The following is a 25,282-nucleotide window of genomic DNA, read 5'->3' as shown; positions in this document are numbered from 1 at the left end:
TCGCGGTGAGCGTGCTTGCGATCGCCCGCTTCATCTTCAACTTCACTCCACCGAACTCGTTGCCGACGTTCGGGGATTCATCCACGCGGATGACCACCTGTACGACGACTAAAGCCACTTTCGATGCTCGGGACAGCCGTAGGAGGTGATGCCTAGACGCCGCACGACACCGAACGAAGGTGAATGGCACCTTCTGCACTTCCGCAGAAACCCTCGGCCCCCGAACGCAACCGCGCGCCGGGGGTTTCATCATCGAAACCTGTAGAGGCACAACGTGATCATCGAAAACGCGTTCAACGATCCGGACTCCCCGCGACGGCGGGTGCTGGACTGCCCTGGGACCGCGCACGCGCCTGGATAGACCGGATGGTTCGTCCGCCTGGATGGCAGTGAGAACAGACACAGCCGGAAGGGCGAAAACGATCGCTGCGCATATGGCGTCCGGCACGAATCTGGATGGGTTGATGCCAGTCCCATCAAACGATATGCCCCTGACCATAAGAACAGGTCAGGGGCATATCTGTGTCTCAACCAACACGTCGGGGTGACAGGATTTGAACCTGCGACCGCCCGCTCCCAAAGCGGGTACGCTACCAAGCTGCGCTACACCCCGAATCGACCCCCAACGGGGTTGGAGCGGGTGACGGGAATCGAACCCGCGCTATCAGCTTGGAAGTCTGACGGTGTGTACATTTCTACCTGTGAGTTTGCCGCAAAAACCCAGGTAGAACGGTTTCACGTCATACCTCGTTATCCGGGATTATTCCGCGTGCATCACCCACACCCTCACCCCCACACCCCACTCTTTGAGGCCGCCACCTCATCGGCTGGGAGCCGAAAGGAACCAACGAATGTCGACGCGCGGCGAAGGAAAGATCCGTACTGAGACCCGAACGAGCCGCAACGGCAAAGTCAGCACGGTCTACGCCTGGTACATGGAAATCGGCGTCAAGCCCGACGGCTCGCCCGACCGGATCGTCATCCGGCGCAAGTCCAAGGCCGAGGTCGTCAAGCTCCGCCGTCAGACTCTGCTCAAGCTGGAGCAGGGCGAAGTCCTGCGGAAGGACTCGACGACCGTCGAAGAGTGGTTGCAGTACTGGCTGGACGAGATCCAGAAGCCCCTGCTGCGCCCGCTCGTCTGGCGCAATCTGCGATCGTCGATCAGCTGCAACATCACTCCGCACGTCGGACGGCACAAGCTGCATGACCTGGAACCCCAGCACATCCGCTTCATGATCAAGGAGATCCTGAAGTCCGGCCGATCGCTGCGGACAGCCGAGATCGCCTACAACAACCTCAACAAGGCCATCAAGGACGCGATCAAGGAACAGAAGTTCGGCCTCACGAAGAATGTGCTCACCCTCGTCACCAAGCCGAAGCCGAAGTCCGACAGTCAGGACACCGGCGCACAGAAGGCGCTCCCCACCGGCCACGGTCGCCAGCAGAAACCACGCAAGGCTCTACTATCCGACACTGCGCGCGCAGTGATCCGCACGTCCGTCGAAGCCCGCGACCCGCTCGCAGTGCGCTGGGCCATGGCGCTGCTGACCGGCGTCCGGCAGGGCGAATGCCTCGGCCTGACTCTGGACGCACTCGATCTCGAAGAAGGCAAGTTCGACCTCTCCTGGGCACTGCAAGGCGTCCCGCTCAACCGCAGGCCGGACGGGAAACGCTGGACTGGCGACGTGTACCCGCTGGAGGCATACGACATTCCGGCAGGATTCGAGATCCGTCCCCTCTACAAGGCGATGTGCCTGGTGAGGCCGAAAACGAGCAAGTCTCGACGGATGACGCCGATCCCGGAACCACTGCTGCTCCTCCTCCGCGCCCACGTCAAGGCGATGGCACCGAACCCCTGGGGACTCCTGTTCGTCGCCCCTCCAGGGCAGAAGCTCGTGAAGCCCGGCACGCCCATGCGCCCGAATCTCGACGAGAAGCTATGGGCGGAGGCGCTGCACCGTGCTGGCGCGCCGGACGTCGTGCTGCACTCGGCCCGGCACACCACGGCCACACTGCTGCTGGAGGCGGGCGTGCCGGAGGATGTGCGCATGGCGATCATGGGCCACAGTTCCGCAGCTGTGCAGCGCGGGTACGCCCACGCCGACATCGGCATGAAGCGCGCCGGTCTGTCGAGGCTGGACGACCTGATCGACGCCGAGGTGATCGACGTCTGGGAGGGCGAACGCCCCGCCCTGGAAGCGGCACCGGCCGACGTAGTCGACGCCGAGTTCGAAGATGGCGATCTCGACGACGACCACGCCGACCAGGGCAAATACGAGGTACACATCAAGCCACAGCCGGTGCAGCAGGCCCCTGTTCCGGGCGACTGGAGGTTCGCCGTGTTCCAGTCCGCCTGATCTCCAGCGAGGGTGGGCCGCTCGCGGGCTGGCCCATCCTCGGCGGAGTGAAGCCCCGTGGATGAGCCAGTGGATCCGGCGGCGCGCCTATCCCCGCCGGTAAGGCGTCGAGCAGGACGCACTGCGGAATCGCCTGTGGCGTGATGTCCGGCCAATTGAGACGAAGGCCCGTGAGAGCCCGCACCTGCTGCCAGTATTCGCGCGGGACAGCGGACAAGGCGGCGGCCAGTAACCAGACACTCAAACCAAGGTAGCTTGCGATTTGCGCCGCATTGGTAGAAACGGTACCCAGGAGCCGGGCGAGCTTCGCGGGCGGCAGAAACCACTCGGTCGCCAACCCGGTGGCGTCGTGCTCTTGCTGTGCGAGATCGGGTGTGTCCGGGCCATGGCCCAGGTGGACGTGCGCAAGCATGTGGATGGCTTGGAACTGCTGTTGTTCGGGGGGCAGCTTGGAGTCTATGAGGATCGTATGGTCTTCCTTGATATACCAGGAGCGCCCCACCGGAAGATCATGCCTTCCAGCTATTAATCCAGGTAGATGCAGGCGTACGAGATGATGGTATTCCGCGAATAGAGCCCCCACATGCACGGGGTAATCCTCCAGTGCTGCAAAATTGGTCAGGCGACCAGCGCTGCGGCGTCGATCCGAATGGGACAGGTTCGATCATGCGAGCCGCGAGCACGTGTCGCGCCCTGGTGGACTTCCCCGACGAGGTCTACCGCGTTCTCATGATCGGCGGTGACAGTGCGTTTCGCTCTGTGATAGCTGGTGCACGGTGACCGTATGTCATAGGTTCCGGCAGGCCAGGGCATTCGTCAATGGAGTCCGCACCAAAAGTGCGGGATTATGAGTACCCCGGAAGGCTAGTCATGAAACCTGCCGAGAACAGCGCAGCCCGACTTGGCCAGTACATCAAGAGCGCCAGGGAGAACCGGGGCCTGAGTCGGCCGCAACTAGTGGAACGCACAACCAAGTCTCTATCGGCGCTGGAGAAGGTCGAGAACGGAACGCGCGCCCCGGCACTCGACTACCTGACCGAACTGCTCGACGCCCTCGGAGTCGCACACAGCTACCGGGAACTGCTGATCAACGGGCTGTATCCCGGCCTCCTCGGTCGGCTATACGGGCCGTCGAAGCGCCCCCTCACCCCACAGGATCACGCGTATCTGGAGGTCATCAACACCCCGGCCGCGTATCTGTACTTTCCGTCGGGGGATATCGTCGGAACCACGGCGCACTGGTCACGCATTCTTCCCGGCGCGCACAGCAATACGAACCTCATCGAGTGGCTGTTCATCAACCCGGTGGCGCAACGGGTCCTGGTGGATTGGGAGCCGATCGCGCACGCGTTTGCGTTCGCCCTGCACTGGCTCGGGCCGAGTGCGATGCCAGCAGCCCGAATTGAGCAGATCCGCGCGAAGTGCTCGGCCGCCAATCCCCACTTCGACAAGATGTGGGCGACCGGCATCTCCGAGCCCCGCAAGCCGATCACGCAGGTGCGGGTCCGGCCGTTCCCTGGCGCGGACATCCTCGCCTATTCGATCCAGGTCGGACAGCACTCGTATCCAGGCCGTCGCGACTGGATGATCTACACCCTGCTCCCCGCCGTCGACCAGGGCGGTGCGGTAGCTGCGTGACGCGGGGAGCCCGGCGCTCGGGGCGTCGGGGCCTCCGCGGCTATTCGCTCGCGTCGCCTTCCTGCTGAGACTTGAGGAAGGCGACGAAGGCGCGAACCTTCTCCACGTTGTCCGTGGTCAGTCCTGCGACATCGACCGGCTTGACGATCACGGCATCCGGGATATCGACCATTGCAGGGTCGAATCCGGCCGCTTCCAGCAGCTCATCTCTGGAGGCACCGACGCTCGCCGCGACCTGAGCGACCGTCTCCGGCGTCGTCTTGACCGGAAAGGTCTGCTTGCGGATCAGCTCGTATCCGGCTTCGAGCTGTCGCCACCTGCTTTCGCTGATCCCCGCCCGTTTGGCCGCTTCGCGTTTGGACAGGCCGGCGGTTTCACGCGCCGTCTGCAACAGTCGGCCGAACTCCCATTGCTTCATAGTCCCTACAGTCTGGCTTGCGTAGTAGTGCGAAGTAAAGACGAATAGTGCGAAGTAAGGGCAAAACTAACGATCAATTAGGCCACTGCGCACGTAATAGTACGCAGGTCTGGATCAAATCAGCAATCTGACCAGCCCTGTTTACGTCATCCCTGATTTTACGGGCTTGCACTACGCAGTCACTGCGCATATGATCTTCATGTCGCCGCAACAAACCGGATGACGTTTACGCCACATCGTGCGCCGCCACGCACGCCCGAAGGGAACCACCGATGTCCAAGAAGGCCGAGCGCGCCTCTATCCCGCTGAATCAGCGCCTAGCCCTGACCGTTCAGGAAGTCGCCGACATCACCGGGTTCAGTTACCCGTTCATCGACCGGCAGATCTCCGCAGGCAACCTCGTCGCCTGCGCGCCGGGCGGCGACGGCCGTTCCAAGCGAATCCGCCCCGCAGATGTCGATGAGTGGCTCCAGTCAAATCGCTGGGAACCCCTGAGCGCCTGAGTCTCTCACCAGTCAAACCACCCCCGGAAACGGGAGCGGCCGACGCTCTCCCGCCAGAGAGTTTGCGTCGGCCTGGTGCACCCGAAAGGAACCAACCACCCAGATGCACAACAACCATATCACTCTCAATGAGGCTATCGCCCAGCTCAACGACCGTGCACCGCACATCGTCAACGGCGCGCCACTGTGGACCCTGACCAACCGATCGTTCGGATTCGAGATCAGTCTGCACCTGCCCGCTGAGTACGCCGAACTAGGCGGTGTCTCCACCGCCAACGATGTCTCCTGGATGATCTTCGACGGCCCCGAGCCGGTCGACGCCATCAAGAAAGCGCTCGCCGAACTCGACATCCTCAATGCCCAGCTTGCTGCGAAAGCGGTAGCAGCATGAGCGACCGGGGCCGAGACCCATTGCCCGCCAGCATCTTCCATCTGGTCATCGCCGCCCTGATCACCGTGCTCGCCGTGACGTGCCTCGGCCTGATGTGGTTGGCCCGAGTCGGGCTGCTCGGATGATCGGCGTCGAGGTCGCGGCCCTAGAGCCCGGAAGCGCTCGATGGACGCGCAAGATCACCGCATCCAAGATCCCCGGAATCTTCAATGCCTCCAAGTTCAGCTCCCCTACCAAGGAGTTTCATCTCCTACGAGGCGAAATCGAACCCGACCCCGGCAACGACGCCACCGAGCGCGGAAACGACTTCGAGGAGGTCATTCTCCGCCGGTTCTTCCGTCGCCATCCCGAGCTACGCCAGTGCGGCACAAAGACCTTCAGCCGCCCAGGGCTGGAAGAGTGGGCCGCCGCGAACCCGGACGATATCGCCGTCAACGACCAGACCGGTGAAGCGTATGGCGTCGAGGCCAAGACAGATGGACGCGGCGACTACCAATGGGGACCGCCCGGCTCCGCTGAGATCCCCCTCGGATACTTCCTGCAAGTCCAGTGGCAAATGCACATGTCAGGGCTCCGCAAGACGTACGTGGTGTGCTTGGGGCCGTTCTACGACGAATCCGAGTACGTCATCCACTACGACCCGGAGCTGGCAGCCGCCATCGAGGCCCACTGCCATGAGCTGTATCTCAGCGCCATGGACCCGAACGGCCAGCCGCCCGAGGTCGACGGGCACGGCGAAACCTACAACGCCATCCGCCGCGCGCACCGAGAAATCGAGCGCCAAACGGACTGGGAGGTGTCGGTCGAAATCGCCCGCGAGTTCGAGTCCGCCGTCCTGGGACTCGAAGCCGCAGACGAAGCGCTCAACCTGGCCCGATCCAAGCTGCTGCGCGTCATGGGCAACGCCCGCCGCGCGGTCGTCGGACAGGGCAAGAACGCCCAGACCGTCGCCACCCGACAACCCACCAAAAACGGTGTGGCCCTTTATAAATTCCGCAAACCAATCGACTGGGCAGCCGCCACTGCCACCACCCCGAAAGGAACCAACTAATGGCTCTCCGCACCCGCAAGCCCACTGGCAAAACTCCTTGGCCGTTCATTCTCATCGAGGGCGGCGAGAAGACCGGAAAGTCCTGGGCCATGGCCGAGCTGACCGCGAGTGACCGCGTCGGCCGAGCGTTCTGGCTCGACCTCGCCGAGGGCGCGGCCGACGAATACGCCGCGATCCCCGGAGCTGACTACGAGGTCATCGAGCACAACGGCACCTTCCGCGACATCTACGACCAGCTCACCGAAGTGCACGCCATCGCTACCAAGGCGGCAGAGGCAGGCGAAGCGCCCGTAGCCCTGCTGATCGACTCCATGACCGCCGAGTGGGAATTGCTCAAGGACATGGTTTCCGACCGCGCCCGCCGGTCGAAATACGCACAGAAGCTGCTGCGCGACGACCCGGACGCCGAGATCAAACCGGCCATGAACCTGTGGAACGACGCCGCCGAGCGGCACGGCCGCCTGATGCGGCTGCTGATGACATTCCCCGGCATCGTCGTCGCGACCGCACGCGGCAAAGAGGTTGCGGCCCTGGACAACCAGGGAAAGCCCATCCCGAACACCAAGGAGTACAAGGTCGAAGGCCACAAGAACCTGGCATTCGACGCGTCGGCCTGGGTACGGCTGTCCCGCGACACCGCGCCCCGCGTGATAGGAGTCCGGTCCGTCCACGCCGGTATACGCCCCGGCGTCGACAAACCCATCCCTGCACCGTCGTTCACTCTTGAATGGCTGATCTTCGAAGTGTTGAAATGCGACCCCGCCACCGCCAAACCCCGCGAGTACATGCAGCTGGTCGCCAACGATCCCAAGCCCGAACCGCAGCAGGAAACCGCACCCGAGCAGCCCGCGGCTGATGCCCCCTCGGTGGCCGACCGCGCCCGAGTCATCGTCGGCCGCAAAACCGCCCGCCCGGTCACCGAGGAGGACGAGCAGCGCGCCGCCGCACTGCGGGCCACCATCGAACGCGAGGACGTGAGCCGCGAAGACCTGCAGACGGTGTGGAAGGACTCCGCCGACCTTCCCCCGACCCTGTGCAGTGAGATCCGTGCCCAGGCCACGGAGCGCAGCAAATCGCTCGGAGCCGATGCAGCATGAAAGCGCCGACCATCCACATGAACTGCGGCTCGGACGCCGGTTACCACCGGCACTACCGCCGGGACGAGCGGCCCTGCGAGTGGTGCCGCGAGGCGCATAACGCGTCAGCGCGCAAGCGGCGACGGGCACGGCCTCAGCTCCACGGTCGCGGCAAGGCAGTCGTGGTCGATGCGTACCTGTTCACCGCCATGTATCTCGACACCACGCCCGATCGTCAGGTCGAGGTCGAGGCCGTACTGGGCCGTGCCGCCATCGACAGGCTGGTCCAGCAGTACGACCGCCGCATCGCCGAGCTGCACGCGGCGTGAGCGCCAACAACGATTGGCGCGCCTGGACCTGGTGCCCGACCTGCCAGAAGCGCGGCTACCCCAGCCGTAAGGCCGCACGCCAAGTGATCCGGCAGGTCCCAGGCCCGCGCATGAATGCGTACCCGTGCGAACGGGTCGAAGGCATGTTCCACACCGGGCATCTGGCCCGTGCAGTCCTGGCCGGTGCTGTCACCCGCCACGACCACTACGCCCAAGCGGCATAACCCCCGTTCGCCGTCCCGGACCAATAGCCGGGGCGGCGAACGGCCCGTCCCACGCGCCGCAGAGCGCCGAAAGCGATTCAGGCACACACATGTCCATGCCAGCCCGCTACAAGGCAGAGCAGCAATTCACCTTCGCCAAGGTCCAGGCCGGCGATCTGCCCGCCGAAGTCCTCACCCCGCACGACCGTCGCGTACTGGTCCGCCAGCTGGTCGCCGACGGATTGACCGATTGGGAGATAGCGGCCTGCACGCAGTGGACCTTGTTCACCGCCGCGCGTATCCGCGACTCGATCGGTCTGCGCCCGAACCAACCAACCGAAAGCGAGTACGCGGCATGACCTGGTTCAAGGTCGACGACAAGTTCTGGTCCAGCCCGGAAAGACTCGCCGCAAGCTATGCCGCTCTCGGTGCATGGGTGACCGCCGGGAGCTACTGCGCGGATCAGCTCACCGACGGAATCGTGTCGAAAAACGCTCAGAAAATGCTCGGAATCCGACCGAAAATCGCGCGCGAGTTGGTCGAAATCGGGCTGTGGCTCGATCACGAAAACGGCAGCTTTTTGTTCAAGAACTGGTCGAAATACAACCCATCCAAGGTCCAGGTCGAAGCCCGACGCGAACGGCTCCGGGACGCAGGACGAGCAGGTGGGAAGCGTTCCGGGCAGTCCAGGAGGGGCGAATTGGACGAATCGAACAGCGAACCGAACGCGAAGCATGATGCTTCGCCGAAACTAAGCATCGTGCCAAGCACAAACGAAGCATCGCCCGTTGAACACCCGTCCCGTCCCGACCCGTCCACTACTTCTAACGAAGTAGTGAGAGAGCCGCGCAAGAAGCGCGCGGCCACCCTCCCAGACGGCTGGATGCCGGACCAAGCCGTGATCGAGGCCATGCGTACCGAGTGCCCCGCCGTGGATCTGGAAGCCGAGCACCGCAAGTTCGCCGACTACTGGCTCAGCAAGGGAGAGCGCCGCGTCGACTGGACGGCCACCTGGCGCAACTGGATTCGACGTGCCTCCGAAACTCGCCGCCCGGCAGCCGCGGAACGCCCCGTCATGCCCAACGGCCGCCAGCTCACCCCGGCGGAGATGAAGTTCGCGCACGCCGAGGCGTTGAAGTCCAACCCGAATCCGGAGATCCTGCGTGCAGCAGGCCTGCCGGTTCCGCCGTCCGCTCCGCAGGCGCAGCTGTTCGGCTCGTCCCGCGCGATCACCGCCTAGGAGGTTCACCATGGCCAGCGATCCGAGAGACACCGTCGTGGCCCTGCTCCAGCTGGCGCAGTCGTACGACTCCCGCAACATCGACGCCCTCATGGTCGATTCGTGGCTCGACGCCGCCAGACGGTCACGCTGGACCCCCGACGCAGCGGCCGAGGCGATCCGCGACCACTACGCGGAGAAGACCGACCGCATCATGCCCGGACACATCACCGCTCGAATCCGTTCAGCGGCAAAGGCTCCGGGATATGCGCCGGAATGGCGGCCGGAACTCCCAGCGTCACCCCCAGCGTCCGAGGAGGGGCGAGCAGCTGCGCGGGCGCTGTTCGCCTCGTCGGCCCGAACGCAAGAGCCTCGGAAGCCGCTGACGCGTCGCAGGCGGTCCGTGGATGAGTCGGACGGGGCGGAGGCCGGTCCGGACCCTGTTCGGGCGTTCTCGGGCGATCTGGGCAGCGTTCTGCGGCGGCCCCGGCTGAGTTCGGGCGAGTAGGTGGGGATGGTGTGGTCGTGCGCCCCCTTCTGGTGGCGGCCCGCGCTCCCCGCCTTGGTGCGTAGGAGATGCGCAGTGTTGACGGGGCAAGTCTTTGGCGCGTTCTCTTCATCTGGTTTTTGTGTCAAAGTTTTCGCACGTCATGCTCTTTACATGGTTCTTTTGGGCGGATCGTCGCAGGTAGTGCGCAGTGACGCGAAGTGGAATTGACACCCGAGCAAAGCGCAGGTTAATGTCATCCCCGTTGCACCGAACGGCCCGGAAGTTTGAAAGGTCAAGCGGCGCAACAGATCCCGGCCGCCACCGGGAAACCCGAAAGGGAACCAACCACCTCCCCGGTCGACCGCCATCGACCGGGGAGGGCAACCAACCAGGAGCAACACCGTGCGCATTCACGTATTCAGTTCCAGCGGCGAGGCATACGACCACAGCCAATGGCGCGAGGACATCAAAGACGGTGACCTCCTGTTCGTCCCATCCGAAACCATCGCCGGATGGCTGCTCGGTGCATGGCCGGTCGCCGCCACGGAACACCGAGGCGAGTTCCACACCATCGACTTCGTAGCGGTCAACGACCACTCCGAAGCCACCCAGCTGCGCAACAAAGCACGCCAGGTCCGCGCCACATTCATCGAATACCTGGACGAAGACTGGGCGTGGGATCTGAACGCCCTCTACGACGCGAAGGAATGGGAATCCGCCCGCCTGTGACCCTCGAAGAACGGCAGCGCCGCCGCAACCGCGCGGCGCTCCGCACAAGCGGCCCACAGCAGCCCCTCGGACTCCTGTTCAACATCGACGACGAAGGCCACGAGTACGAGCACGATTTGCTCGACCTGGCCGACGAAGCAGCCTGAACGCCGCCACGGTCAACACCCACCAGCCCGGCCGCCACCGGGCGAAAGGAACCACGTCATGACCAGCCAGAACTTCGCCGACACAGGCGAAACCGCCGCCGACGGCCATCACATACACCGCGCAGTCGGACCCGTCTCCGGACGATTCTCCGCCGGATACGAGTGGCGCCAGGGAGCTAACCCGAACGACGCGCGCGGATGGGTGCTCGCCATCAACACCACCGACGACGTGGGCCTCGAGGTCAACCGCGTCGCCTACCAGGTCCACGTCCACGTCATGATCGAGCCAGCGAAGGGCTGCGACAAAGAGCCCGGCCGCGAGGTGTCATGGCACGTCAGGCGCATGGGCGGCAGGTGGGACGACTTCGCCACCCCGGCCGCCCGCGACCGCCTCGAAGCCCTCATCGCCGAGGTGTACTCCGAGTTCATCACCACACATGGGTTGTGGGCAGCGAAGGTTCAGCGCGCCCAAGACCAGATCGTCGAACTCCAGGACGCTCGCGCCAAGTACCTCGCCGAGAACGACCAGCTGATCGACGCCGCAGCGCGCCGCCTCTCGTTCCACCTCGACAACCCGGCCTAACCATCACAGCGCCGGGGCTGGGTCCGCCAGCCCGCCCCGGCGACCGAAAGGAACCACGATGCGAGTCGAATTCGCCGATCCCGCAACCGATATCGACGCCCACCACTTCTGCGACGACACCGGCGACTGCCCCACCTGCCACCCCGACCAGCTCACCGGCCCGGTGTGCGACTGCTCATGGTGCACCAACCCGGATAACGAGCCCGCGGCTTGCGAATGCTCCGAATGCTGCGATGCCGAACCGTCCGCCGAGTGGATCGCCGCAGTCGAAGACGCGTATGGCGTCGACGCCAGCGACCACTTCACCGACATGGATCGCGACTACGAATGGGACCTGTTGTGAACGAGTACCGCACCCGCAGGGGCCTGGTGGTCCGCGTCGGCGACGAGTTCTGCGACGACCGCAAGTCCAACGTCCGCACCCTGCGCATTGACCGTCTCCAGGTTGAGGACTACGGGGTGGTCCGCGCCTTCTGCACCGTGATCAGGCAGGAGTACAACGGCGCGGTCACTACGCCGATGCGCGCCACCGACATGGTTGCCGAGCGGTTCGGCACCTTCGAATTCAAGCCAGCCGGAAAGGGACTCGACGGGCAGCCCGCGCCGGGCGACGAGGCGGCCTACCTGTTCACCATCGGAGGCGACCAGTGACCGCAGCGCTAGACACGAGCCGCGACCTCGCTCACGGCAAGGTGTCCACCTATACGAGCGGATGCCGCTGCACCGAATGCCGAGAAGCGTTGCGGCTCTACACCGCCGACCTCCGCGCCCGCCGCCGCGCGGCCCGGGCCACCGTCAACGGCCGACCATTCGCCACCGCCGACCAGACCGGCAAGGCGCTCCAGCACGGCACGCCATCGACCTACCAGAACTGGGGATGCCGGTGCTTCTCGTGCCGACTCGCCCAGGCCGACGACCACGCCAACCATCGCGAAAGGAACCAGCTGTGACGACCCCGAACCTGCTCGAAGTAGTCGAGACCTTTATGTCCTCCGCTGGGCACCTGAGCCTGTAATCCCTTCTCTCCCAACCCGAAAGGAACCACCCATGTCAAACGACACCGTGATTACCGTGATCGGAAATCTGACCGCCGACCCCGAGCTGAGATTCACGCCCGCAGGAGCGGCCGTCGCAAACTTCACCGTTGCCTCCACCCCTCGCGTATTCAACAAGACTAGCCAGGAGTGGGAAGACGGCGAGGCGCTTTTCCTCCGATGCAACATCTGGCGAGAAGCCGCTGAGAATGTCGCTGAATCCCTGACCAGGGGGTCGCGAATCCTGGTGAGCGGCAAGCTCAAGCAGCGATCGTACGAGACCAAAGAGGGCGAGAAGCGCAGCGTCATCGAGCTGGAGGTTGACGAGGTCGGCCCGAGCCTGAAGTACGCGACGGCGAAGGTCAACAAGACCACGCGCGGCGGCGGGGGCAACGGCGGGAGTGGTAGCCAGCGCTCCGGCGGCGGCGATCCGTGGGGCAGCTCGCGCAACGACGAACCGCCGTACTGATCCGAAGAATTGTGCTGGGCGGGACGGCCAAGGGGTTGTCGTCCCGTCCAGTGCTCTGATCCTCCCATCCACGCGTCCGCCAACGCGCAGAAAGGACCGAAAACCATGACTGCCACTATGTTCGAGGTGGAAGAAGACCTGTCCCACCGCGAGATCACCGTCCGCCGCCGCAAGGACGACATCGCGGCCGATGTCTCCAACACGAACCTCGTCGGAGACTTCTGCTGGCTGGCCGATTACGGTCTCCCGTTCGATGCCATCGCCAAACGCCTCGGCCACACCCCCGGCAGCCTGGAGCACGCGCTCCGCCGTGCAGGATTCAATTACCGGACCCCGGAACGAGTTGCCGTGGAGGGTCGAGTCGATGCCCTGATCGCGAACGGCCCCGGCTTCCGATTCACCACCAGTGACGTCGACCTGCCCGAGTCCCTCACCAGCACGTTGTCCATCGTGCTCCAGGCTGCCCGCCGAGTCGGTCGCATCCGAATGGCGGAGCCCGCGAAGAAGTCCGGCGTGCGCTCCAGCGCCACCTGGGAAGTGATCTGATGCCCGACATCCTGGACGTCTTGCACGCCCGCGCCGCCGAGGTCGCTGGAGAGGCGATCCTCACCGGCGAAAAGCATCCGACCCTCACCCTGACCACGGGCGAGGTGGCCGATCTGCTCAATCACATCGCGGCCGTGCATCGACGGTACGGCGACTTGAACAACCGGCACCGTTCGCTAGGTCACCTCGCGAAGAGTCTGCAAAGGGCTCTCGTCACTGCAACCCGAGGAGTCCAGAAGTGACCAGCCCGATTGATCAGCCGCGGATTGCTGACCAGTCAGCGCACGACCTGCGGGTGTCGCTCGATCAGCAGATACGCGTTCTCACGGACCAGCTTTCGATGGGCGGCACGAGGAACCTGGAGGAGCACCGGCAGGGTTTGCTGAAGCTCCAGGATTTGCAGGATCAGCGGCGAGACGCGTTCCGCAGAGAGGTCGGCTGGGAGCAGTAGCCAGCGCGATTGAGCCCCGCCTCGGTGGCGGGGTTCTGTCGCTGCCGGAGGTGACTGGCAGGATGCGGGGCATGAAGCATCGTGCCCGAATTACCGTATTCGTCGCCTGCTCGGCCACTGTCGCCGCTGTCGCCCTCGCCGGGTGTTCGTCCGACAAGGGCGACACAGCCGCGCCTACGACCCAAGCGACGGGCACTGCGAAGGGAAGCGCGACTACGACCGGGTTTCCGGAGCCGCCTCCGTACACATTCGAGGTGACGGGCAACAAGATTCAGGTTCTCACCAACAGCGCCGATCCGAAGGATCTGGAGAACACCTTCTTCAAGGTGGTGCGCACAGTTAGTCCGACCCTGAGCAAGGACGGGCTCTACGTCGTGCAGGTTGAGTGCGGCCTGAGTGAGGCGAGCGTTCGACGCCTGGCCAACGGCCGGATTCCAGTCGGCCAGGCTCTCGCACAGCAGCTCGGAGGCTTCAGCAAATGGGACGGCGTCGTGCCGGGGGCGCACTGCCCGTAGGGTCGAACACACCGCAAAGCCATTCGCACACGTGTTCGAATTCGTTGTATGCTGCGGGCATGAACCGCAGCAACAACGACGCAACCAACCGAAGATGCACCGGGCGATTGCGGCTGCGACTCCAACTCTGCAACCCACCCAACCGCCCCATAACGTCTATGCCGTGCCCCGCTACACGTTCTACGGACAAGACGACGATGTCGCATTCGTCGAAACCAACGACGAATTCGCCAGCCTCACCGAGACGTACGACGCCTACAACGGCGCACAGTTCCACATCGTCTCGACAGCCGGACAGCTCCGCGTCTGCCTCGGAGACGACGACGACACCGGCTGCTGGAACATCGCACTAGGCCCCGTCAGCGGAGCCAACCCCGTACCGGCATGGCCGATCACGCTCGGCGCAGCGAACGGCGAGCTTTCCGCCACGATCACCGTGGACGCCCCCGCCGACGCCCGACTGATCGAGGTAACCGCCTGATGCCCGCCGTCGCCCTCCAAACCAAGCCGGTCCGCGTCAAGGCAATCCAATTCACCGGGGACAACCTGCACGAGATCAACGCAGAACTGTTGGGCCGCAAGGCATACGGCAACACTGCCTGCACACGCGCCTACCCCGGAGACCAGGCGTACCCCGCCATCTATCAGGACCCGACCGTCATCGCCGAAGTGTGGAATTCAACTCTCGCGCAATGGCTTCCGCTCAAATCGGGGGATTGGGTGCTCCAAGGAACATCGGGAGAATTTGGTCCCGTCTCGGCAGACGCCGTCGCCGCCACGTACGACGTCATCGCCGACTAACTGCGGTCCGCCAACCGCACCCGAAAGAACCAACACCACCTGATGAGGAGACACCTGCCTGTGTCCGACTTCGCTGTCGATGCAATCGAATCCGTCTTGGAAGGGATCGCCGACGCTGTCGTCGACCCCACCGTCCACGGTCAAGGGCGGCTACTCGCTCTGTCCCGAGCGCTCGACGCACTGACCAACTTCGCCGCGACATTCGAACTCGTCGACGAACCCGAACCCGCGCCCATCCCAGAGGGCCCGGCAGTGTTCGCCGCGCACCCCGCATTCTCCGCCGCATGGCTCGACGGCCGCCGCAACGACATCGTTCTCCGGTCCATCCCATTCGAGACGGTCTGGCACAAGGTGGATGGCTGGTGGTGGACCACCGGCAGCGAGGTCGCGCTAGACAGCCTGGACCTGGCCGCACAGGGTCCGTTCGCCGTTCTCTCCGAACCCAAGTAGGCCGGACATGGGCCTCCTGTCCGAGCTGGCCGCCGACGCCGAACCCAAGGGTCCATGCGTCTCCGGCCGCTGGTTCGACTCGCTCCCGGACGCCGACCGCGCCGACGCCCTCGCGTGGCTCGCCGACGGCCGCGCCAAGTCCGCGCTGCTGCGTGTTGCCCGGAACCACGGCTACACCGCCAGCTCCTCCATGTTCTACGCCCACACCGTCGGCAACTGCATTTGCCCCCGAAAGGATTGAGCCGGATGGGAATCGCCGCCGAACTCGCCGCCCAACCGGCCGCCAAAGAGCAGCAGTACAAGCCGCGCATCGAGTTCGACGGCCGAACCGGCTTCATCGACTCCGACCCGCACCCCGCCGCTGAGACAGTCGCCTTTGACGAGCTGCTGGAGAAGCACGGCCTGTCCTGTCAAGGTGTGCGCCTCGATCCTGATCGTCCCGTGCGGATCTCGCGCTGGCAGAACTTCGCGGGCGAATGGCTCCAGGCTGATCGCTTCTACGTTGTGGCCGAGCGGCCGGGCGGAGTCACCGCGGATCGGCTGATTGCACAGATCGTCGACCACCCTGGAACCCGCCGCCCTGCCGTCGGTGGTGGCCCGGCCGTATTCAACTTCCAGGCATCGGATCTCCAGATCGGCAAGTCGGACAACGGCGGAACCGACGGCATCGTCACCCGATACCTCGGCTCGCTGGACCATGCGGTCGAGAAGTACCGGCAGCTGCGTCGCCTCAATTCCGTTGGCCCCGTGCACCTGATGTTCCCCGGTGACTGCGTCGAGGGAAACCAGTCCCAGAACGGCCGCAACTGGTGGCGCACCGATCTCACGCTCACCGATCAGATCGCCGTGTTCGAGCAACTGCTGTACACCACGATCGAGGCATTCTCCGACGACACCGAACAGGTGCTCGTGGATGTGGTGAACGGCAACCATGATGAGGCGCAACGCTTCCAGACGACGCGCCCCGGCGACGGGTGGGCCACCCATGCCGCGAACAGTGTGAGCAAGGGCCTGGCCCGGAACCCGGATGCGTTCGCGCACGTCGAGATCCGTACCCCCGACCCCGAGCGCGGGTACATGACCGTCGCAGCCGGTGACACCGTCTTCACGATCGCGCACGGGCACCAGTGGCGGCGGGGTAAGGCCATGGATTGGTGGGCCGCCCAGACGTTCCACGGCCAGAATCCTGGCGCCGCTGACGTCCTGGTGCACGGCCACTATCACACGTGGGAACTGGAGACGACCGACAAGCGGGCGCGCATCCAGTCCTCAACGCTGGACGGCGGCTCGAACTACTACCGCGAGATGCACGGAGCGGAAGCGCGACGTGGCGCGCTCGTATACCTCACTCATGCGGGCGACGTCTCGGAACTCTCTCTGGTGTAGACCTGCGGTTCTCAGAGCCGGACCGATCCCACGCCACGACACACGGAACATGTCGGAACCGTTGCGTCGCGACCACTGGTGTTCCCTTCCAGGCCCGTTCCGCACACATCGCATCGGTAGCGGTACCGCTTGCCGTACTCGCCGACGCGCCAGTCATCGAGCTGCTGCTGCGCTCTGCCGCATATGCCGGTTCCGCCGCAGTGACGACAATCCACCACTTCGCTCATCGAGGCCTCCTTGCCTCATTCTGCACCCCTTGGAGATTCGATTGTCTGAGTTCACCGTGCTCGTCGTCGGCGGCACCGGAGAGTCCTACCCCGGCGACACCCGCACCGACGTATCCGGGATGCTCGCCGGAGTCACCGGCCACCTGTCCCGCCGCTTCACATCCCGCTGGGTCGGCTACCCCGCCGAATATGGCCCCGTAGGCAACGGGGCGGGCGGCACCTCGTTCCATGACTCGGTGCGCGCGGGAGTTCGCAACCTCGCACAGGCCGCCGCCGGAACGATCGGCCCTATAGTGCTGCTCGGCTACTCGCAAGGCTGCACGGTGGTGCGCGAATTCCTTTCCACCCCAGGCGCGGCCGAAAGCCTGGGCATCGTCGCGGCGGGATTTGTTGCGGACCCGCAGATGCCGCCGGGCGCGGCCTACGGCAAGCCGCAGCAGTCCGGGTGGGGCATCGCAGGCAAGGGCGGCGACGTACCCGTACCGGCTTGGTGGATCGCCAACGATCGTGACCCGATCCCGAATGCCTCCCCGGACTCGCTGCTGCGCGATATCGCCGATCTGACCGAGTTCATGACGGCAACCGATTCGATCGGCTGGGCACGGGCGGTAATTGACCGTTTGCTCCGAAGCAGTTGGCAAAACAGTTGGGGCGCAAAGAATCCGCTGAATCTGGTCGATGTCTGGCGTGCAAGGCGGCGCGTGGACACCGCTCTGGCTGAAGCGTTCGCCTACCTGCCGCAGGTGCCGGTCCTGAACGATGCCGGTGGTGAACACACTTCCTACGGGGTCGAGGCGTACCTGTCTCCCGGCTCAGGCACTGGCTGTGAGGTGTTGGCCTCGCTGATTGAGGCGAACGTCCGTCTCTGAGTCGGGAGTCTGGTTTACCAGCGTGTTGCGCACAGGTCCTCGATTCGGGGACTGAGCGGCCAAAACGTCGCTCGCGGCGAGGTGCGCAACACGCTCCGGGTGCGCAGTGCTGTTGCGTAGTAGATGCGCAGTGGTCGAGGATCGGGGCATGAACGGCGCGAGGGACGAGCACGCACCATGCCAACTCGACCCCCGGTTCCTCCAGCCCGGCGACGCCTCTGACTGGCACCTCTACGCCGAGACCATTGATGCCGTTGCTCTCTGCGAAACATCCTGTCCCATCAGCAGGTTTGTCAGCTGCGCCCGCACTGCGCTCGGAGCCGGACAACTCGCCACCGAGCCAGATATCACGCTCCCCGCTGACGGTGTCATCGCCGCCGGAATCATCTGCCGAGGCGACAACGACACCGCCCTCGCACTGCGCGAAGTGATCAACCGCTACGGTCGCCCCGAAGACCGCATCCCCGTATGCGCCGGATGCGAACGTCGCCTGGTCTACGGCGGAGAACCTTTGGGTATCAACGAAGCCCGGCTTGCCGCTCGCGGACTGTGTAAGGGGTGCTACTCCGCGACCGGTCGTAGCGGCCAACTCGCCAAGGTCTACCAACTGCGCCCCTCCCACTGCGCCGACTGCGCCCGCCCGCTCGTGGGCCGAACCGAGCCGGTCCCGGACGGGCACGCCCGCTACCACTCCGACGGCCGCTGCCTCGGCTGCCAGACCAAGTACCGCCGAGCCAGGAAGGCTGCATGACAAGACAATTCGGATCGCTCAACAGACACGATGTCGGCAAAGCCCTCATTTATCGCGACAGAGGCCGCGCCCACCGCGTCAAAATCACTGGCCTCGAACGCAAGCCGAGCCACGTCGTCGCCTACGTGACCACCGGATTCTCCGGAGAGCGCCCCCTCACTCTGCCTCCGGACACCGAAGTCACCGTCGAACTCTGAACCACCCGTCGACCGCCATCGACACCTGTGAGGAACCAACCGATGAACAACACCGCCATCCTTCCGCTGCCCTACACCAAACCGCCACTGTCGATGAACGACTCCGGCGCGTCCCGTGGTGCCGCATTCGCGAAAGCCAGTGCACGCAAACAGATCCGCGAAGACGTATGCCACCTGGCCACGCTCGCGTGGCTCCCCAAGGGAGTTGAGCACGTCACGGTCCAACTCCACTACCAGCCAAGAGACAACCGGGTGCGCGACACCGACAACCTCTGGGCGACGCTCAAACCGATCTGCGACGCCCTCACCGTCGGCAAGGCCGCCCGCATCTCGCCGCGCACGAAACGCCCTATACCCGCGCAGATCGGCTATGGCATGGTCGCGGACGACGCACCCCGCTGGATGGCCAAGCCTGAACCCATCATTCACCCCGCAGTCAAAGGCGAGCCGGGCTCGATGTGGCTCGAACTGTCCTGGCGTTACCCGGCCGAGCTGGCGGGCGTCTCGTGATCCGCCTCGCCCTGCACCTGCCGTTCGGCATCGAACTGCGCATCGAACTTCACCGCGGATTCGACCCCGCCGATATCGCCGCCGCCGCGTGGACACAGGCCTGGCGCGAACCGCCCTACGACGACGAAGACGAAGCCGTCCACGACGACGACTGCGAATGCTCGTAACCCTGCACCCGAAGGAGATTCACTGTGCCCCCGCAGATGGTCGGAGTGACCAAGGAGATGCTGCGCGCCAAGCTGGAGGAAGCGCTCGGCCGCTTCCCTGACGGCGAAGCGCTCCCAATCGACACCGAGGCAGTTGCCGCTGGCTCGAATCCGCTCCTGCCCACCGAGGCCGAGCGGTTCGCCACCGCCAACCAGCAGCCGCCGCCCGACGCAGCCCCGATTCCTGGCACCGCTGCCGAACCCGAGGACGAAGCGGAGTTCGACGAGTTCGCCTCCGACTGGGCCGCCCGCGCGAAATTCTCTACCCCCGCACCGGAACCGGCCCCTCCTGCGCCGACGATCCTGCACGAGGCCGCCGCCATCATCGACGGTGACCGCATGGATAACTACGGCGACCCCGCCGAATCGTTCGAGCGAATCGCCGGCCTGTGGTCCGCGTACCTGGGCCACGTCATCTACGCCCGCGACGTCGCCAATCTCATGGTCCTGCTGAAGGTTTCGCGTTCCAAGCGCGCCTACCACCGGGACGACTACACCGACATCTGCGGTTACGCCGCTCTGGCCGAACGGATCTCCGAATGACCCAGGTAACCATCTCCAAGCTGACCCCGTTCCCAGGGAACCCGCGCCGAGGCGACGTCCCGGCCATCGCCGAGAGCCTGAAGGCGAACGGCCAGTTCCGGCCGATCGTCGTGCAGAAGGCCACCGGTTACGTGCTTGCAGGCAACCACACCATGCAAGCTGCAATCTCGTTGGGCTGGGACAAGATCGACGTGCACTGGGTCGATGTGGACGACGACCGCGCGAAGCGAATCGTGCTGGCGGACAACCGGCTCGCGGACAAGGGCCACTACGACCTCGTCGCCCTGGCCGACCTTCTGCAGGAGGTGACGGACCTGGAGGGCACGGGCTACTCCGACGACGAACTCACTGCGCTGATGGACCAGATCCAGCCTGACGATGTCGAGCTGCCCGACGACAAGCCCGGCCTCGGCGATCCGGTCATCTCCTACAACCTGATCTTCGACGACGAACAGCAGCAGGACGTGTGGTTCGAGTTCACGAAGTGGCTCAAGCGCACCTACTCGGACAAGGACACGGTCGCCGAGCGGCTGACTGAGTACCTGGAAGCCACAGCGGGCGAGCGGGCGGCCTGATGGCGCGCGTCAAGGGCTTCATCGACGCCAACGTGTACGAGGAGGCCAAGAAGCGGATGCACCGCGTCTACGACCTCTTCGACACGGTCATGGTCGCGTTCTCCGGCGGCAAGGACTCCCTCGCCGCCCTGCACCTGGTGCGCGAAGTCGCCGTCGAGCGCGGCGATACCCGGCCGATCAAGGTCGTGTTCCGTGACGAGGAACTGATTCCCGATCAGGTCGTCGATTTCGTCGACAAGTACCGGCAGCTTGATTGGATCGACCTGCGTTGGTACTGCGTCCCGCTGGAATCGACGAAGTACATCCTCGGCCAGTCCACCCGGTACGTGCAGTGGGACCCGGCACGTGAGCATATGCGGCCGGTGCCGGAGTGGGCGCTCACCCCCGAGAAGCTGGGCCTGCCTGCCGATCTGGTGCTGGATCAGTACACCGCCGACACCGTTGTCTCGCGCGGTGAAAAGGGCAAGGTCGCCATCGTGACCGGGGTGCGAGCCGCGGAGTCCATCATGCGGTTCAACGCGCTCAAGGCGAAGCTGCACGACAACTACATCAACGCGAGCAAAGATCCGCGCGTGATGACCGTGAAGCCGTTGTTCGACTGGCAAGAGAACGATATCTTCCGGTACTTCTACGAGCAGGGCATCCTGTACTGCCCCATCTACGACTCGCAGGTGCTTTCCGGTACGCCCCTTCGCGTTTCGACACCGCTGCACGCCGAGTCCGCGAAGACGTTCGGCCGCCTGCGCGCGTATGCGCCGACCTTCTACGAGCAGGTGATCTCGCTCGTGCCGGAAATGGCAGTGCAGGAACGCTATTACGCCGAGCTGGACCGAGGTGCGCTCATGACTCGGTACGGGCAATCGCTCGACGGCGTCCAGGCGTACGTCGAGGAGACGATCACCGACGAGGCCCAGCAGAAAAAGGCGCTGTCGGTGCTCAAGCGGATCCGAGGAACGGCCGCCCGGAACCCGGCCGCTTACCCGCCCGATCACGTCCTCAAGCAATTCATGGCCGGGGCCTACAAGCGGACCATCACCCCGATGACCCAGGCCGATCAGAAGAAGCGAGCCGCCAAGTGAGCAACACCGAAGGACTGCCGCGCCTGGCCCCGACGCCGGGCGGCGCGAACCCGATCGACCATATCCAGTGGGTGCCCGCCGACACGTTGGACCCGAATGTGTGGAACCCGAACAGGGTTCACAAGCCCGAGCTGCGCCTGTTGGAGCGGTCGCTACTGTCGACCGGCTGGCTTCAGCCGCTCATGGTGAATCCTGACCGCATCATCATCGACGGGTTCCACCGCTGGCGGCTGTCCCAGGACTCCAAGGCTGTACGCCAACGCTGGAAGGGCCGCGTGCCGGTCGCAGTCCTGGATGTCGACAAGCCGACGGCAATGCTGATGACGATCCGCATCAACCGGGCCAAGGGCTCTCACGCGGCGGTCGAGATGTCGGCCATCGTGCGCGAGTTGCTGGACGCACACCACATGGACCCGGACCATATCGCGGCCGAGATCGGCGGCACTCGCGCGGAAGTCGACCTGCTCGCCCAGGATGGCGTGTTCTCCGCCCGGAAGATCGCCGAGTGGGGCTACTCTCCGGCCTGGTACCCGAAGGACGCTGCGGCATGAGCCGATTCGACTCCGCCGAGCACTTGTACGACTGGCAGCGCACGGGCAGGTTCCCGAAGATCCACGACGATATCTACAACCTGATCCGTTCGGAGGTGTCGCCGGGCGATGGCGCTGCCCTGGATCTCGGTTCGTCCACGGGTCTGCTGGCGCGACGGCTGAAGCACGCACGGTTCGTGGTGCACGCGGTCGAGGCCGACGCGAACTCGATCGTGGTCGGGCGTGGCGCGGGAACCTACGGCCCTGGTGTGCCGGTACGGCATTGGATGCTCACGCCCGGACAAATGCCGGAGTTCGGCGAGTTCCTCGCCGGTGCGGGGATCACGATCGTTGCGGCGCGGCGCGTGCTGCCAGAGCTGGACGACGCCGGGGTGTCCCCGGAACTGCTCGGGGAGACGCTGGCCAATGCCGGTGTGCGACATCTGTTCCTGGAGGGCCGTGCCCCTCGGCAGGATGCGAAACACAGGCTACGCTCAGTTAGCGATGAAGTTGCGGGGCTTCAAAAGTATTGGAAGCCAACCACTTTCGATGGAAAGCATCGCGTGTATCTGACGCTGAAGGAGTAGTCACCATGGGGATGTCCACCTACAACGGGTTCGACGGCGCATACCGCCAACGCGTGCAGGACGAACTGAATGCCATGTGGGCATCCGGCCTGTGGGAACCGCCGTCGGAGTGCGTGGTGTGTGCGCAGGCCGACGGCGCTATCCACGGCCATTTGGAGGACTACTCGCGGCCTGAAACCTATGTGCCGCTGTGCATTACCTGCCATCTGATCTTGCACATGCGGTTTCGACAGCCAGACCTGTGGGAGCAGTACACCGCCTGGATTCGCGCCGGGCACCGACCCGACCCCCAGACCCAGCGCGGCGGCTTCTACGCCATCAAGAAGGGCTACCTGGTCGGCCATTCCGACCGCTGGCCCGGCCGCAAAGCCAATCCCGAACGGCGCGCGACCTACCTCGACGCCCTTGCCCCGATCCGCTTCGCGCACCCGAATTCCCCAGTCGACCAGCTGTTCTGAGAGGTGATCCCGCTGTCTGCCGTACCCGACGCCCTCCTCACCACCTTCGTGCGCGATCTGCGGCGCATTCCCGAGCTGTTCGCACAGCTGGACGTGACGATCACGAAGACCGATGTCACCCGCCCGCGCGAGGAGGGTTCGCCAGGCAGCGGGCATGACCGGCCGCTAATCCTCAACGACCGAGCGAGTGATCAGCGCCGCGCTCTGCTGCGCACACTGCGCTACGCCGCAGCGCCGGTGCCGTACGCCCCTCGCGCGCTCAGTCCTGGCGCCGCTGCACTCGCCATCTTCGACCAGCTGCCGCACACCAGCCGCGGGCGCGGCGCAGAATTCTGGATCCGCTCGGTACTGCGCGAGATTACGAAAGCCTGGGGCGTGGTGGACGCTCCCGCCGGCCTGGCGTTCTCGGGCTACTGCTTCGATTGCGGCAAGCCTGTGTCCGCGCCTGGGCACCTGCGCGCGATCGAATGCCGGGCGTGCGGGGGCGAGCATCAGGCGGCCGAGCATCGCGCCTGGATGTGGCAGGAAGCCCAGCAGGTGTCGGGCACGGCCGCCGAGCTCGCGCGGATGCTCCCGCACTTCGGCGGTGAGCCGGTGAAGGCAGCGACCATCCGGAAGTGGCACGAACGAGGCAGGGTGATCGGCTGCGTGGAGGAACGTGGCACCACGTTCCGCCTCGGCGATGTCCTAGCGCTGCACCGCGCCCCGGCGCGACCGAAGCGGGCACGGCTCGCCGCGTAGGCAGCAGAACGCCCCGGACCAATCGGTCCGGGGCGTCTTTTCGGGCTACCTGCGGCGCATCGCTGCGATCCACCGTCGCCAGGTACTGGCAATCGAGGGCGTAGGCGGCTTCACCTCGATCACTTCTTCGTCCTCGGGGCACTCACCACACAAGCAATGGCTGTCGCCGCAATCGTCGTCGAGGGCGTGGCGGTGAACCCAGTAGTCGGCTACCTCGTCGTGGTAGGCCGCCCGCAGGAGCTGTGCGATGCATTCGATTTCCCAGCAGGAGAACGTCTTTCCGAGATCGTGGGCCATCTCTCCGTTGTCGAACACATCAACGATGTCGACGACCGCGGCCTTGAGCTCGGGAGTGAATTTCATTGGAGGCTGGTTCCTTTCGGTCGGAGCGCCGGGGCCTTGGCGGCTGCCCCGGCGGCCGGTTGGGGGCGCTGGGCACCCCCTGGCGGGTCTTAGTTCTCGACGCGGATCAGGCGGGGGTCGTACCCGCGCCGGTCATCCTGGATGCGGAACACGCGGCCGAGGATGCTGATCTCGTCGCCGTCCTTCACGTCGATGACGCGGACGACGGGCGCGGGCCGGTTCGAGATCACGGTGGGCAGCGCCAACATGTACGCGTATTCGCCCTTGACCATGGGGCCGCCGTGTTCGCGGCGGGTGACGGCTTCGTCGTCGAGGTATATGACGAGGTATCGGCTGTTGCGGCCCTGGTGGCGGAAGTTGCCGCGCAGCTCTACGACACTCTCGTGCATGTGGCCGGGGTTTCCGTATGCCTTGTGCTCGGGGGTGGCAACCATCTCGATGACGGTGGCGGTGCTGTTGTGAATCATGTTTGGTCCCTTTCGATTTGGGGTGGCGGCCCCGGGTGGTTCGATGGCTAGATACTTACATACGAGGTATGTACGAATCAAGCCAAAAGGGCCGATGTGACCGTTGCCTCACGACATAGCGCCTGCTTGTGGCGTACATACGACGTATGCAACACTGTTGTGCATCACCGGGGCCGCCACCCCGCAACCCGAAGGGAACCCAAATGATCGTCATCGACCGCACCCACAACACCATCGCCCGATCCATCTGCGTCGACTGCGACAGCCCCACCAACTACGTCCCTCTGGACTGGGCCAGCGGTCAGGCGTTCCTGCGCGGCGACTACCGCATGTCGAAGACGAACATCCGCTGCGACGACTGCATCGACCGCCTCTACGAGCCTCGCCGATGAAG

The 25,282-nt window shown here is 64.8% G+C and carries 46 protein-coding genes and 1 tRNA gene; 41 read left to right on the top strand and 6 right to left on the bottom strand.

Translation table 11 applies throughout. From position 1 onward, the window contains the following. Positions 1–539: 539 nt before the first annotated feature. Positions 540–613, bottom strand: a tRNA-Pro gene (locus tag NA10_RS09240). Between the two features lie 238 nt (positions 614–851). On the opposite strand from NA10_RS09240, the gene NA10_RS09235 reads away from it, so the two are divergent. Continuing rightward, positions 852–2,357 (top strand): tyrosine-type recombinase/integrase, encoded by a 1,506-nt coding sequence (locus NA10_RS09235; RefSeq protein WP_067565967.1) that lies wholly within the window; start codon positions 852–854, stop codon positions 2,355–2,357. Here the strand turns inward: NA10_RS09235 and NA10_RS39455 are convergent. Further along, positions 2,287–2,859: an ImmA/IrrE family metallo-endopeptidase gene (locus NA10_RS39455; protein ID WP_169812552.1), complete on the bottom strand. Its 573-nt coding sequence runs from the start codon at positions 2,857–2,859 to the stop codon at positions 2,287–2,289. The two genes, NA10_RS09235 and NA10_RS39455, sit on opposite strands and share 71 nt — an antisense overlap. Positions 2,860–3,176: 317 nt before the next feature. On the opposite strand from NA10_RS39455, the gene NA10_RS09225 reads away from it, so the two are divergent. Beyond that, a complete protein-coding gene (locus NA10_RS09225) occupies positions 3,177–3,995 on the top strand; it encodes a helix-turn-helix domain-containing protein (RefSeq protein WP_084514446.1) in 819 nt (272 codons plus the stop codon). A 40-nt stretch (positions 3,996–4,035) separates the two neighbouring features. Here the strand turns inward: NA10_RS09225 and NA10_RS09220 are convergent, their stop codons facing one another. Next, complete coding sequence (locus NA10_RS09220) at positions 4,036–4,413, bottom strand: helix-turn-helix domain-containing protein (RefSeq protein WP_067565958.1); 378 nt, start codon at positions 4,411–4,413, stop codon at positions 4,036–4,038. A gap of 272 nt (positions 4,414–4,685) precedes the next feature. On the opposite strand from NA10_RS09220, the gene NA10_RS09215 reads away from it, so the two are divergent. From NA10_RS09215 to NA10_RS09105, 26 genes are all read left to right on the top strand, one after another. Next, positions 4,686–4,916 carry a helix-turn-helix domain-containing protein gene (locus NA10_RS09215; protein ID WP_067565955.1) on the top strand — a complete coding sequence of 77 codons (231 nt, stop codon included), beginning with the start codon at positions 4,686–4,688 and terminating at the stop codon, positions 4,914–4,916. Positions 4,917–5,019: 103 nt separating this feature from the next. Beyond that, positions 5,020–5,307, top strand: coding sequence for a hypothetical protein (locus NA10_RS09210; protein ID WP_067565952.1), 288 nt, complete (start codon positions 5,020–5,022; stop codon positions 5,305–5,307). Beyond that, positions 5,304–5,432 carry a hypothetical protein gene (locus NA10_RS39115; protein WP_281180162.1) on the top strand — a complete coding sequence of 43 codons (129 nt, stop codon included), beginning with the start codon at positions 5,304–5,306 and terminating at the stop codon, positions 5,430–5,432. The genes NA10_RS09210 and NA10_RS39115 overlap by 4 nt, the downstream gene beginning before the upstream one ends. Then, positions 5,429–6,358 (top strand): YqaJ viral recombinase family protein, encoded by a 930-nt coding sequence (locus NA10_RS09205; protein WP_067565949.1) that lies wholly within the window; start codon positions 5,429–5,431, stop codon positions 6,356–6,358. The genes NA10_RS39115 and NA10_RS09205 overlap by 4 nt, the downstream gene beginning before the upstream one ends. Beyond that, the gene (locus tag NA10_RS09200; protein WP_067565946.1) at positions 6,358–7,455 is read left to right on the top strand and encodes an AAA family ATPase; all 1,098 of its coding nucleotides are present in this window, start codon (positions 6,358–6,360) and stop codon (positions 7,453–7,455) included. Before NA10_RS09205 ends, NA10_RS09200 begins: the two co-directional genes overlap by 1 nt. Then, positions 7,452–7,763 (top strand): hypothetical protein, encoded by a 312-nt coding sequence (locus NA10_RS09195; RefSeq protein ID WP_067565943.1) that lies wholly within the window; start codon positions 7,452–7,454, stop codon positions 7,761–7,763. Before NA10_RS09200 ends, NA10_RS09195 begins: the two co-directional genes overlap by 4 nt. Further along, the gene (locus tag NA10_RS36555; protein ID WP_157556275.1) at positions 7,760–7,987 is read left to right on the top strand and encodes a hypothetical protein; all 228 of its coding nucleotides are present in this window, start codon (positions 7,760–7,762) and stop codon (positions 7,985–7,987) included. The genes NA10_RS09195 and NA10_RS36555 overlap by 4 nt, the downstream gene beginning before the upstream one ends. An 89-nt stretch (positions 7,988–8,076) precedes the next feature. After that, positions 8,077–8,325, top strand: coding sequence for a helix-turn-helix domain-containing protein (locus NA10_RS09190; RefSeq protein ID WP_067565940.1), 249 nt, complete (start codon positions 8,077–8,079; stop codon positions 8,323–8,325). Beyond that, positions 8,322–9,206, top strand: coding sequence for a hypothetical protein (locus NA10_RS09185; RefSeq protein WP_067565937.1), 885 nt, complete (start codon positions 8,322–8,324; stop codon positions 9,204–9,206). The genes NA10_RS09190 and NA10_RS09185 overlap by 4 nt, the downstream gene beginning before the upstream one ends. 10 nt (positions 9,207–9,216) lie before the next feature. Next, on the top strand, positions 9,217–9,693 hold the full coding sequence (locus tag NA10_RS09180; protein ID WP_067565933.1) for a hypothetical protein: 477 nt from the start codon (positions 9,217–9,219) through the stop codon (positions 9,691–9,693). Positions 9,694–10,077: 384 nt separating this feature from the next. Continuing rightward, positions 10,078–10,404 carry a hypothetical protein gene (locus NA10_RS09175; protein WP_067565930.1) on the top strand — a complete coding sequence of 109 codons (327 nt, stop codon included), beginning with the start codon at positions 10,078–10,080 and terminating at the stop codon, positions 10,402–10,404. Beyond that, complete coding sequence (locus tag NA10_RS36550; RefSeq protein WP_157556273.1) at positions 10,401–10,550, top strand: hypothetical protein; 150 nt, start codon at positions 10,401–10,403, stop codon at positions 10,548–10,550. The genes NA10_RS09175 and NA10_RS36550 overlap by 4 nt, the downstream gene beginning before the upstream one ends. Before the next feature lie 58 nt (positions 10,551–10,608). Continuing rightward, positions 10,609–11,133: a hypothetical protein gene (locus tag NA10_RS09170; RefSeq protein ID WP_067565927.1), complete on the top strand. Its 525-nt coding sequence runs from the start codon at positions 10,609–10,611 to the stop codon at positions 11,131–11,133. Positions 11,134–11,191: 58 nt separating this feature from the next. Beyond that, on the top strand, positions 11,192–11,476 hold the full coding sequence (locus tag NA10_RS09165; protein ID WP_067565924.1) for a hypothetical protein: 285 nt from the start codon (positions 11,192–11,194) through the stop codon (positions 11,474–11,476). Next, positions 11,473–11,784, top strand: a complete 312-nt coding sequence (locus tag NA10_RS09160; RefSeq protein WP_067565921.1) for a hypothetical protein — start codon at positions 11,473–11,475, stop codon at positions 11,782–11,784. The genes NA10_RS09165 and NA10_RS09160 overlap by 4 nt, the downstream gene beginning before the upstream one ends. Beyond that, entirely contained in the window at positions 11,781–12,083 is a 303-nt protein-coding gene (locus tag NA10_RS09155; protein WP_157556271.1) for a hypothetical protein, read from the top strand. Before NA10_RS09160 ends, NA10_RS09155 begins: the two co-directional genes overlap by 4 nt. A 97-nt stretch (positions 12,084–12,180) precedes the next feature. Beyond that, a complete protein-coding gene (locus NA10_RS09150; protein WP_067565916.1) occupies positions 12,181–12,636 on the top strand; it encodes a single-stranded DNA-binding protein in 456 nt (151 codons plus the stop codon). A gap of 105 nt (positions 12,637–12,741) precedes the next feature. Next, positions 12,742–13,182 carry a hypothetical protein gene (locus tag NA10_RS09145; protein WP_157556269.1) on the top strand — a complete coding sequence of 147 codons (441 nt, stop codon included), beginning with the start codon at positions 12,742–12,744 and terminating at the stop codon, positions 13,180–13,182. Next, entirely contained in the window at positions 13,182–13,424 is a 243-nt protein-coding gene (locus tag NA10_RS09140) for a hypothetical protein (RefSeq protein WP_067565909.1), read from the top strand. Before NA10_RS09145 ends, NA10_RS09140 begins: the two co-directional genes overlap by 1 nt. Then, entirely contained in the window at positions 13,421–13,633 is a 213-nt protein-coding gene (locus NA10_RS09135; RefSeq protein WP_067565906.1) for a hypothetical protein, read from the top strand. Before NA10_RS09140 ends, NA10_RS09135 begins: the two co-directional genes overlap by 4 nt. Positions 13,634–13,887: 254 nt before the next feature. After that, positions 13,888–14,148, top strand: a complete 261-nt coding sequence (locus NA10_RS36545) for a hypothetical protein (protein ID WP_157556267.1) — start codon at positions 13,888–13,890, stop codon at positions 14,146–14,148. Between the two features lie 163 nt (positions 14,149–14,311). Then, positions 14,312–14,629 (top strand): hypothetical protein, encoded by a 318-nt coding sequence (locus NA10_RS09125; RefSeq protein WP_067565901.1) that lies wholly within the window; start codon positions 14,312–14,314, stop codon positions 14,627–14,629. Further along, on the top strand, positions 14,629–14,949 hold the full coding sequence (locus tag NA10_RS09120) for a hypothetical protein (RefSeq protein ID WP_067565898.1): 321 nt from the start codon (positions 14,629–14,631) through the stop codon (positions 14,947–14,949). The genes NA10_RS09125 and NA10_RS09120 overlap by 1 nt, the downstream gene beginning before the upstream one ends. Positions 14,950–15,009: 60 nt before the next feature. Next, entirely contained in the window at positions 15,010–15,399 is a 390-nt protein-coding gene (locus NA10_RS09115) for a hypothetical protein (RefSeq protein WP_067565895.1), read from the top strand. Between the two features lie 7 nt (positions 15,400–15,406). Next, on the top strand, positions 15,407–15,640 hold the full coding sequence (locus tag NA10_RS09110) for a hypothetical protein (RefSeq protein WP_067565893.1): 234 nt from the start codon (positions 15,407–15,409) through the stop codon (positions 15,638–15,640). 5 nt (positions 15,641–15,645) lie between these two features. Then, positions 15,646–16,785 (top strand): hypothetical protein, encoded by a 1,140-nt coding sequence (locus NA10_RS09105; RefSeq protein WP_067565890.1) that lies wholly within the window; start codon positions 15,646–15,648, stop codon positions 16,783–16,785. Positions 16,786–16,796: 11 nt separating this feature from the next. Here NA10_RS09105 and NA10_RS36540 read toward each other — a convergent pair whose 3' ends face one another. Next, positions 16,797–17,012: a hypothetical protein gene (locus NA10_RS36540; protein WP_157556266.1), complete on the bottom strand. Its 216-nt coding sequence runs from the start codon at positions 17,010–17,012 to the stop codon at positions 16,797–16,799. Positions 17,013–17,041: 29 nt separating this feature from the next. On the opposite strand from NA10_RS36540, the gene NA10_RS09100 reads away from it, so the two are divergent. The 12 genes from NA10_RS09100 (at position 17,042) to NA10_RS09050 (ending at position 24,058) form a co-directional block, all read left to right on the top strand. After that, entirely contained in the window at positions 17,042–17,881 is an 840-nt protein-coding gene (locus NA10_RS09100; protein WP_245677105.1) for a PE-PPE domain-containing protein, read from the top strand. 148 nt (positions 17,882–18,029) lie between these two features. Then, on the top strand, positions 18,030–18,632 hold the full coding sequence (locus NA10_RS09095; RefSeq protein ID WP_157556264.1) for a hypothetical protein: 603 nt from the start codon (positions 18,030–18,032) through the stop codon (positions 18,630–18,632). Continuing rightward, complete coding sequence (locus NA10_RS09090; RefSeq protein WP_067565884.1) at positions 18,629–18,829, top strand: hypothetical protein; 201 nt, start codon at positions 18,629–18,631, stop codon at positions 18,827–18,829. The genes NA10_RS09095 and NA10_RS09090 overlap by 4 nt, the downstream gene beginning before the upstream one ends. A 42-nt stretch (positions 18,830–18,871) precedes the next feature. Next, positions 18,872–19,339, top strand: a complete 468-nt coding sequence (locus tag NA10_RS09085) for a RusA family crossover junction endodeoxyribonuclease (protein WP_067565881.1) — start codon at positions 18,872–18,874, stop codon at positions 19,337–19,339. Continuing rightward, positions 19,336–19,506, top strand: a complete 171-nt coding sequence (locus tag NA10_RS36535; RefSeq protein ID WP_157556262.1) for a hypothetical protein — start codon at positions 19,336–19,338, stop codon at positions 19,504–19,506. The genes NA10_RS09085 and NA10_RS36535 overlap by 4 nt, the downstream gene beginning before the upstream one ends. A 57-nt stretch (positions 19,507–19,563) precedes the next feature. After that, positions 19,564–20,088, top strand: a complete 525-nt coding sequence (locus NA10_RS38135; RefSeq protein ID WP_218021487.1) for a DUF6378 domain-containing protein — start codon at positions 19,564–19,566, stop codon at positions 20,086–20,088. Further along, positions 20,085–20,663 (top strand): ParB N-terminal domain-containing protein, encoded by a 579-nt coding sequence (locus tag NA10_RS09075; RefSeq protein WP_067565878.1) that lies wholly within the window; start codon positions 20,085–20,087, stop codon positions 20,661–20,663. The genes NA10_RS38135 and NA10_RS09075 overlap by 4 nt, the downstream gene beginning before the upstream one ends. Next, complete coding sequence (locus NA10_RS09070) at positions 20,663–21,742, top strand: phosphoadenosine phosphosulfate reductase domain-containing protein (protein WP_067565875.1); 1,080 nt, start codon at positions 20,663–20,665, stop codon at positions 21,740–21,742. Before NA10_RS09075 ends, NA10_RS09070 begins: the two co-directional genes overlap by 1 nt. Beyond that, positions 21,739–22,293, top strand: coding sequence for a ParB N-terminal domain-containing protein (locus NA10_RS09065; protein ID WP_067565872.1), 555 nt, complete (start codon positions 21,739–21,741; stop codon positions 22,291–22,293). Before NA10_RS09070 ends, NA10_RS09065 begins: the two co-directional genes overlap by 4 nt. After that, positions 22,290–22,859 carry a hypothetical protein gene (locus tag NA10_RS09060; RefSeq protein ID WP_067565869.1) on the top strand — a complete coding sequence of 190 codons (570 nt, stop codon included), beginning with the start codon at positions 22,290–22,292 and terminating at the stop codon, positions 22,857–22,859. Before NA10_RS09065 ends, NA10_RS09060 begins: the two co-directional genes overlap by 4 nt. A gap of 11 nt (positions 22,860–22,870) precedes the next feature. Beyond that, positions 22,871–23,317 (top strand): hypothetical protein, encoded by a 447-nt coding sequence (locus tag NA10_RS09055; protein WP_084514445.1) that lies wholly within the window; start codon positions 22,871–22,873, stop codon positions 23,315–23,317. A 3-nt stretch (positions 23,318–23,320) separates the two neighbouring features. Further along, the gene (locus NA10_RS09050; protein WP_067565863.1) at positions 23,321–24,058 is read left to right on the top strand and encodes a hypothetical protein; all 738 of its coding nucleotides are present in this window, start codon (positions 23,321–23,323) and stop codon (positions 24,056–24,058) included. A gap of 45 nt (positions 24,059–24,103) precedes the next feature. Here NA10_RS09050 and NA10_RS09045 read toward each other — a convergent pair whose 3' ends face one another. Continuing rightward, the gene (locus tag NA10_RS09045) at positions 24,104–24,421 is read right to left on the bottom strand and encodes a hypothetical protein (protein WP_067565860.1); all 318 of its coding nucleotides are present in this window, start codon (positions 24,419–24,421) and stop codon (positions 24,104–24,106) included. 89 nt (positions 24,422–24,510) lie between these two features. After that, positions 24,511–24,888: a hypothetical protein gene (locus tag NA10_RS09040; RefSeq protein ID WP_067565857.1), complete on the bottom strand. Its 378-nt coding sequence runs from the start codon at positions 24,886–24,888 to the stop codon at positions 24,511–24,513. 203 nt (positions 24,889–25,091) lie between these two features. Here NA10_RS09040 and NA10_RS09035 point away from each other — a divergent pair, with 203 nt between their 5' ends. Then, positions 25,092–25,280: a hypothetical protein gene (locus NA10_RS09035; RefSeq protein ID WP_067565854.1), complete on the top strand. Its 189-nt coding sequence runs from the start codon at positions 25,092–25,094 to the stop codon at positions 25,278–25,280. The last annotated feature ends 2 nt before the right edge of the window (positions 25,281–25,282 follow it).

The sequence above is a fragment of the Nocardia acidivorans NBRC 108247 genome, from assembly GCF_001625085.1.
Taxonomy (GTDB): domain Bacteria; phylum Actinomycetota; class Actinomycetes; order Mycobacteriales; family Mycobacteriaceae; genus Nocardia; species Nocardia acidivorans.
This window is presented reverse-complemented; position numbering and strand designations above follow the sequence as displayed.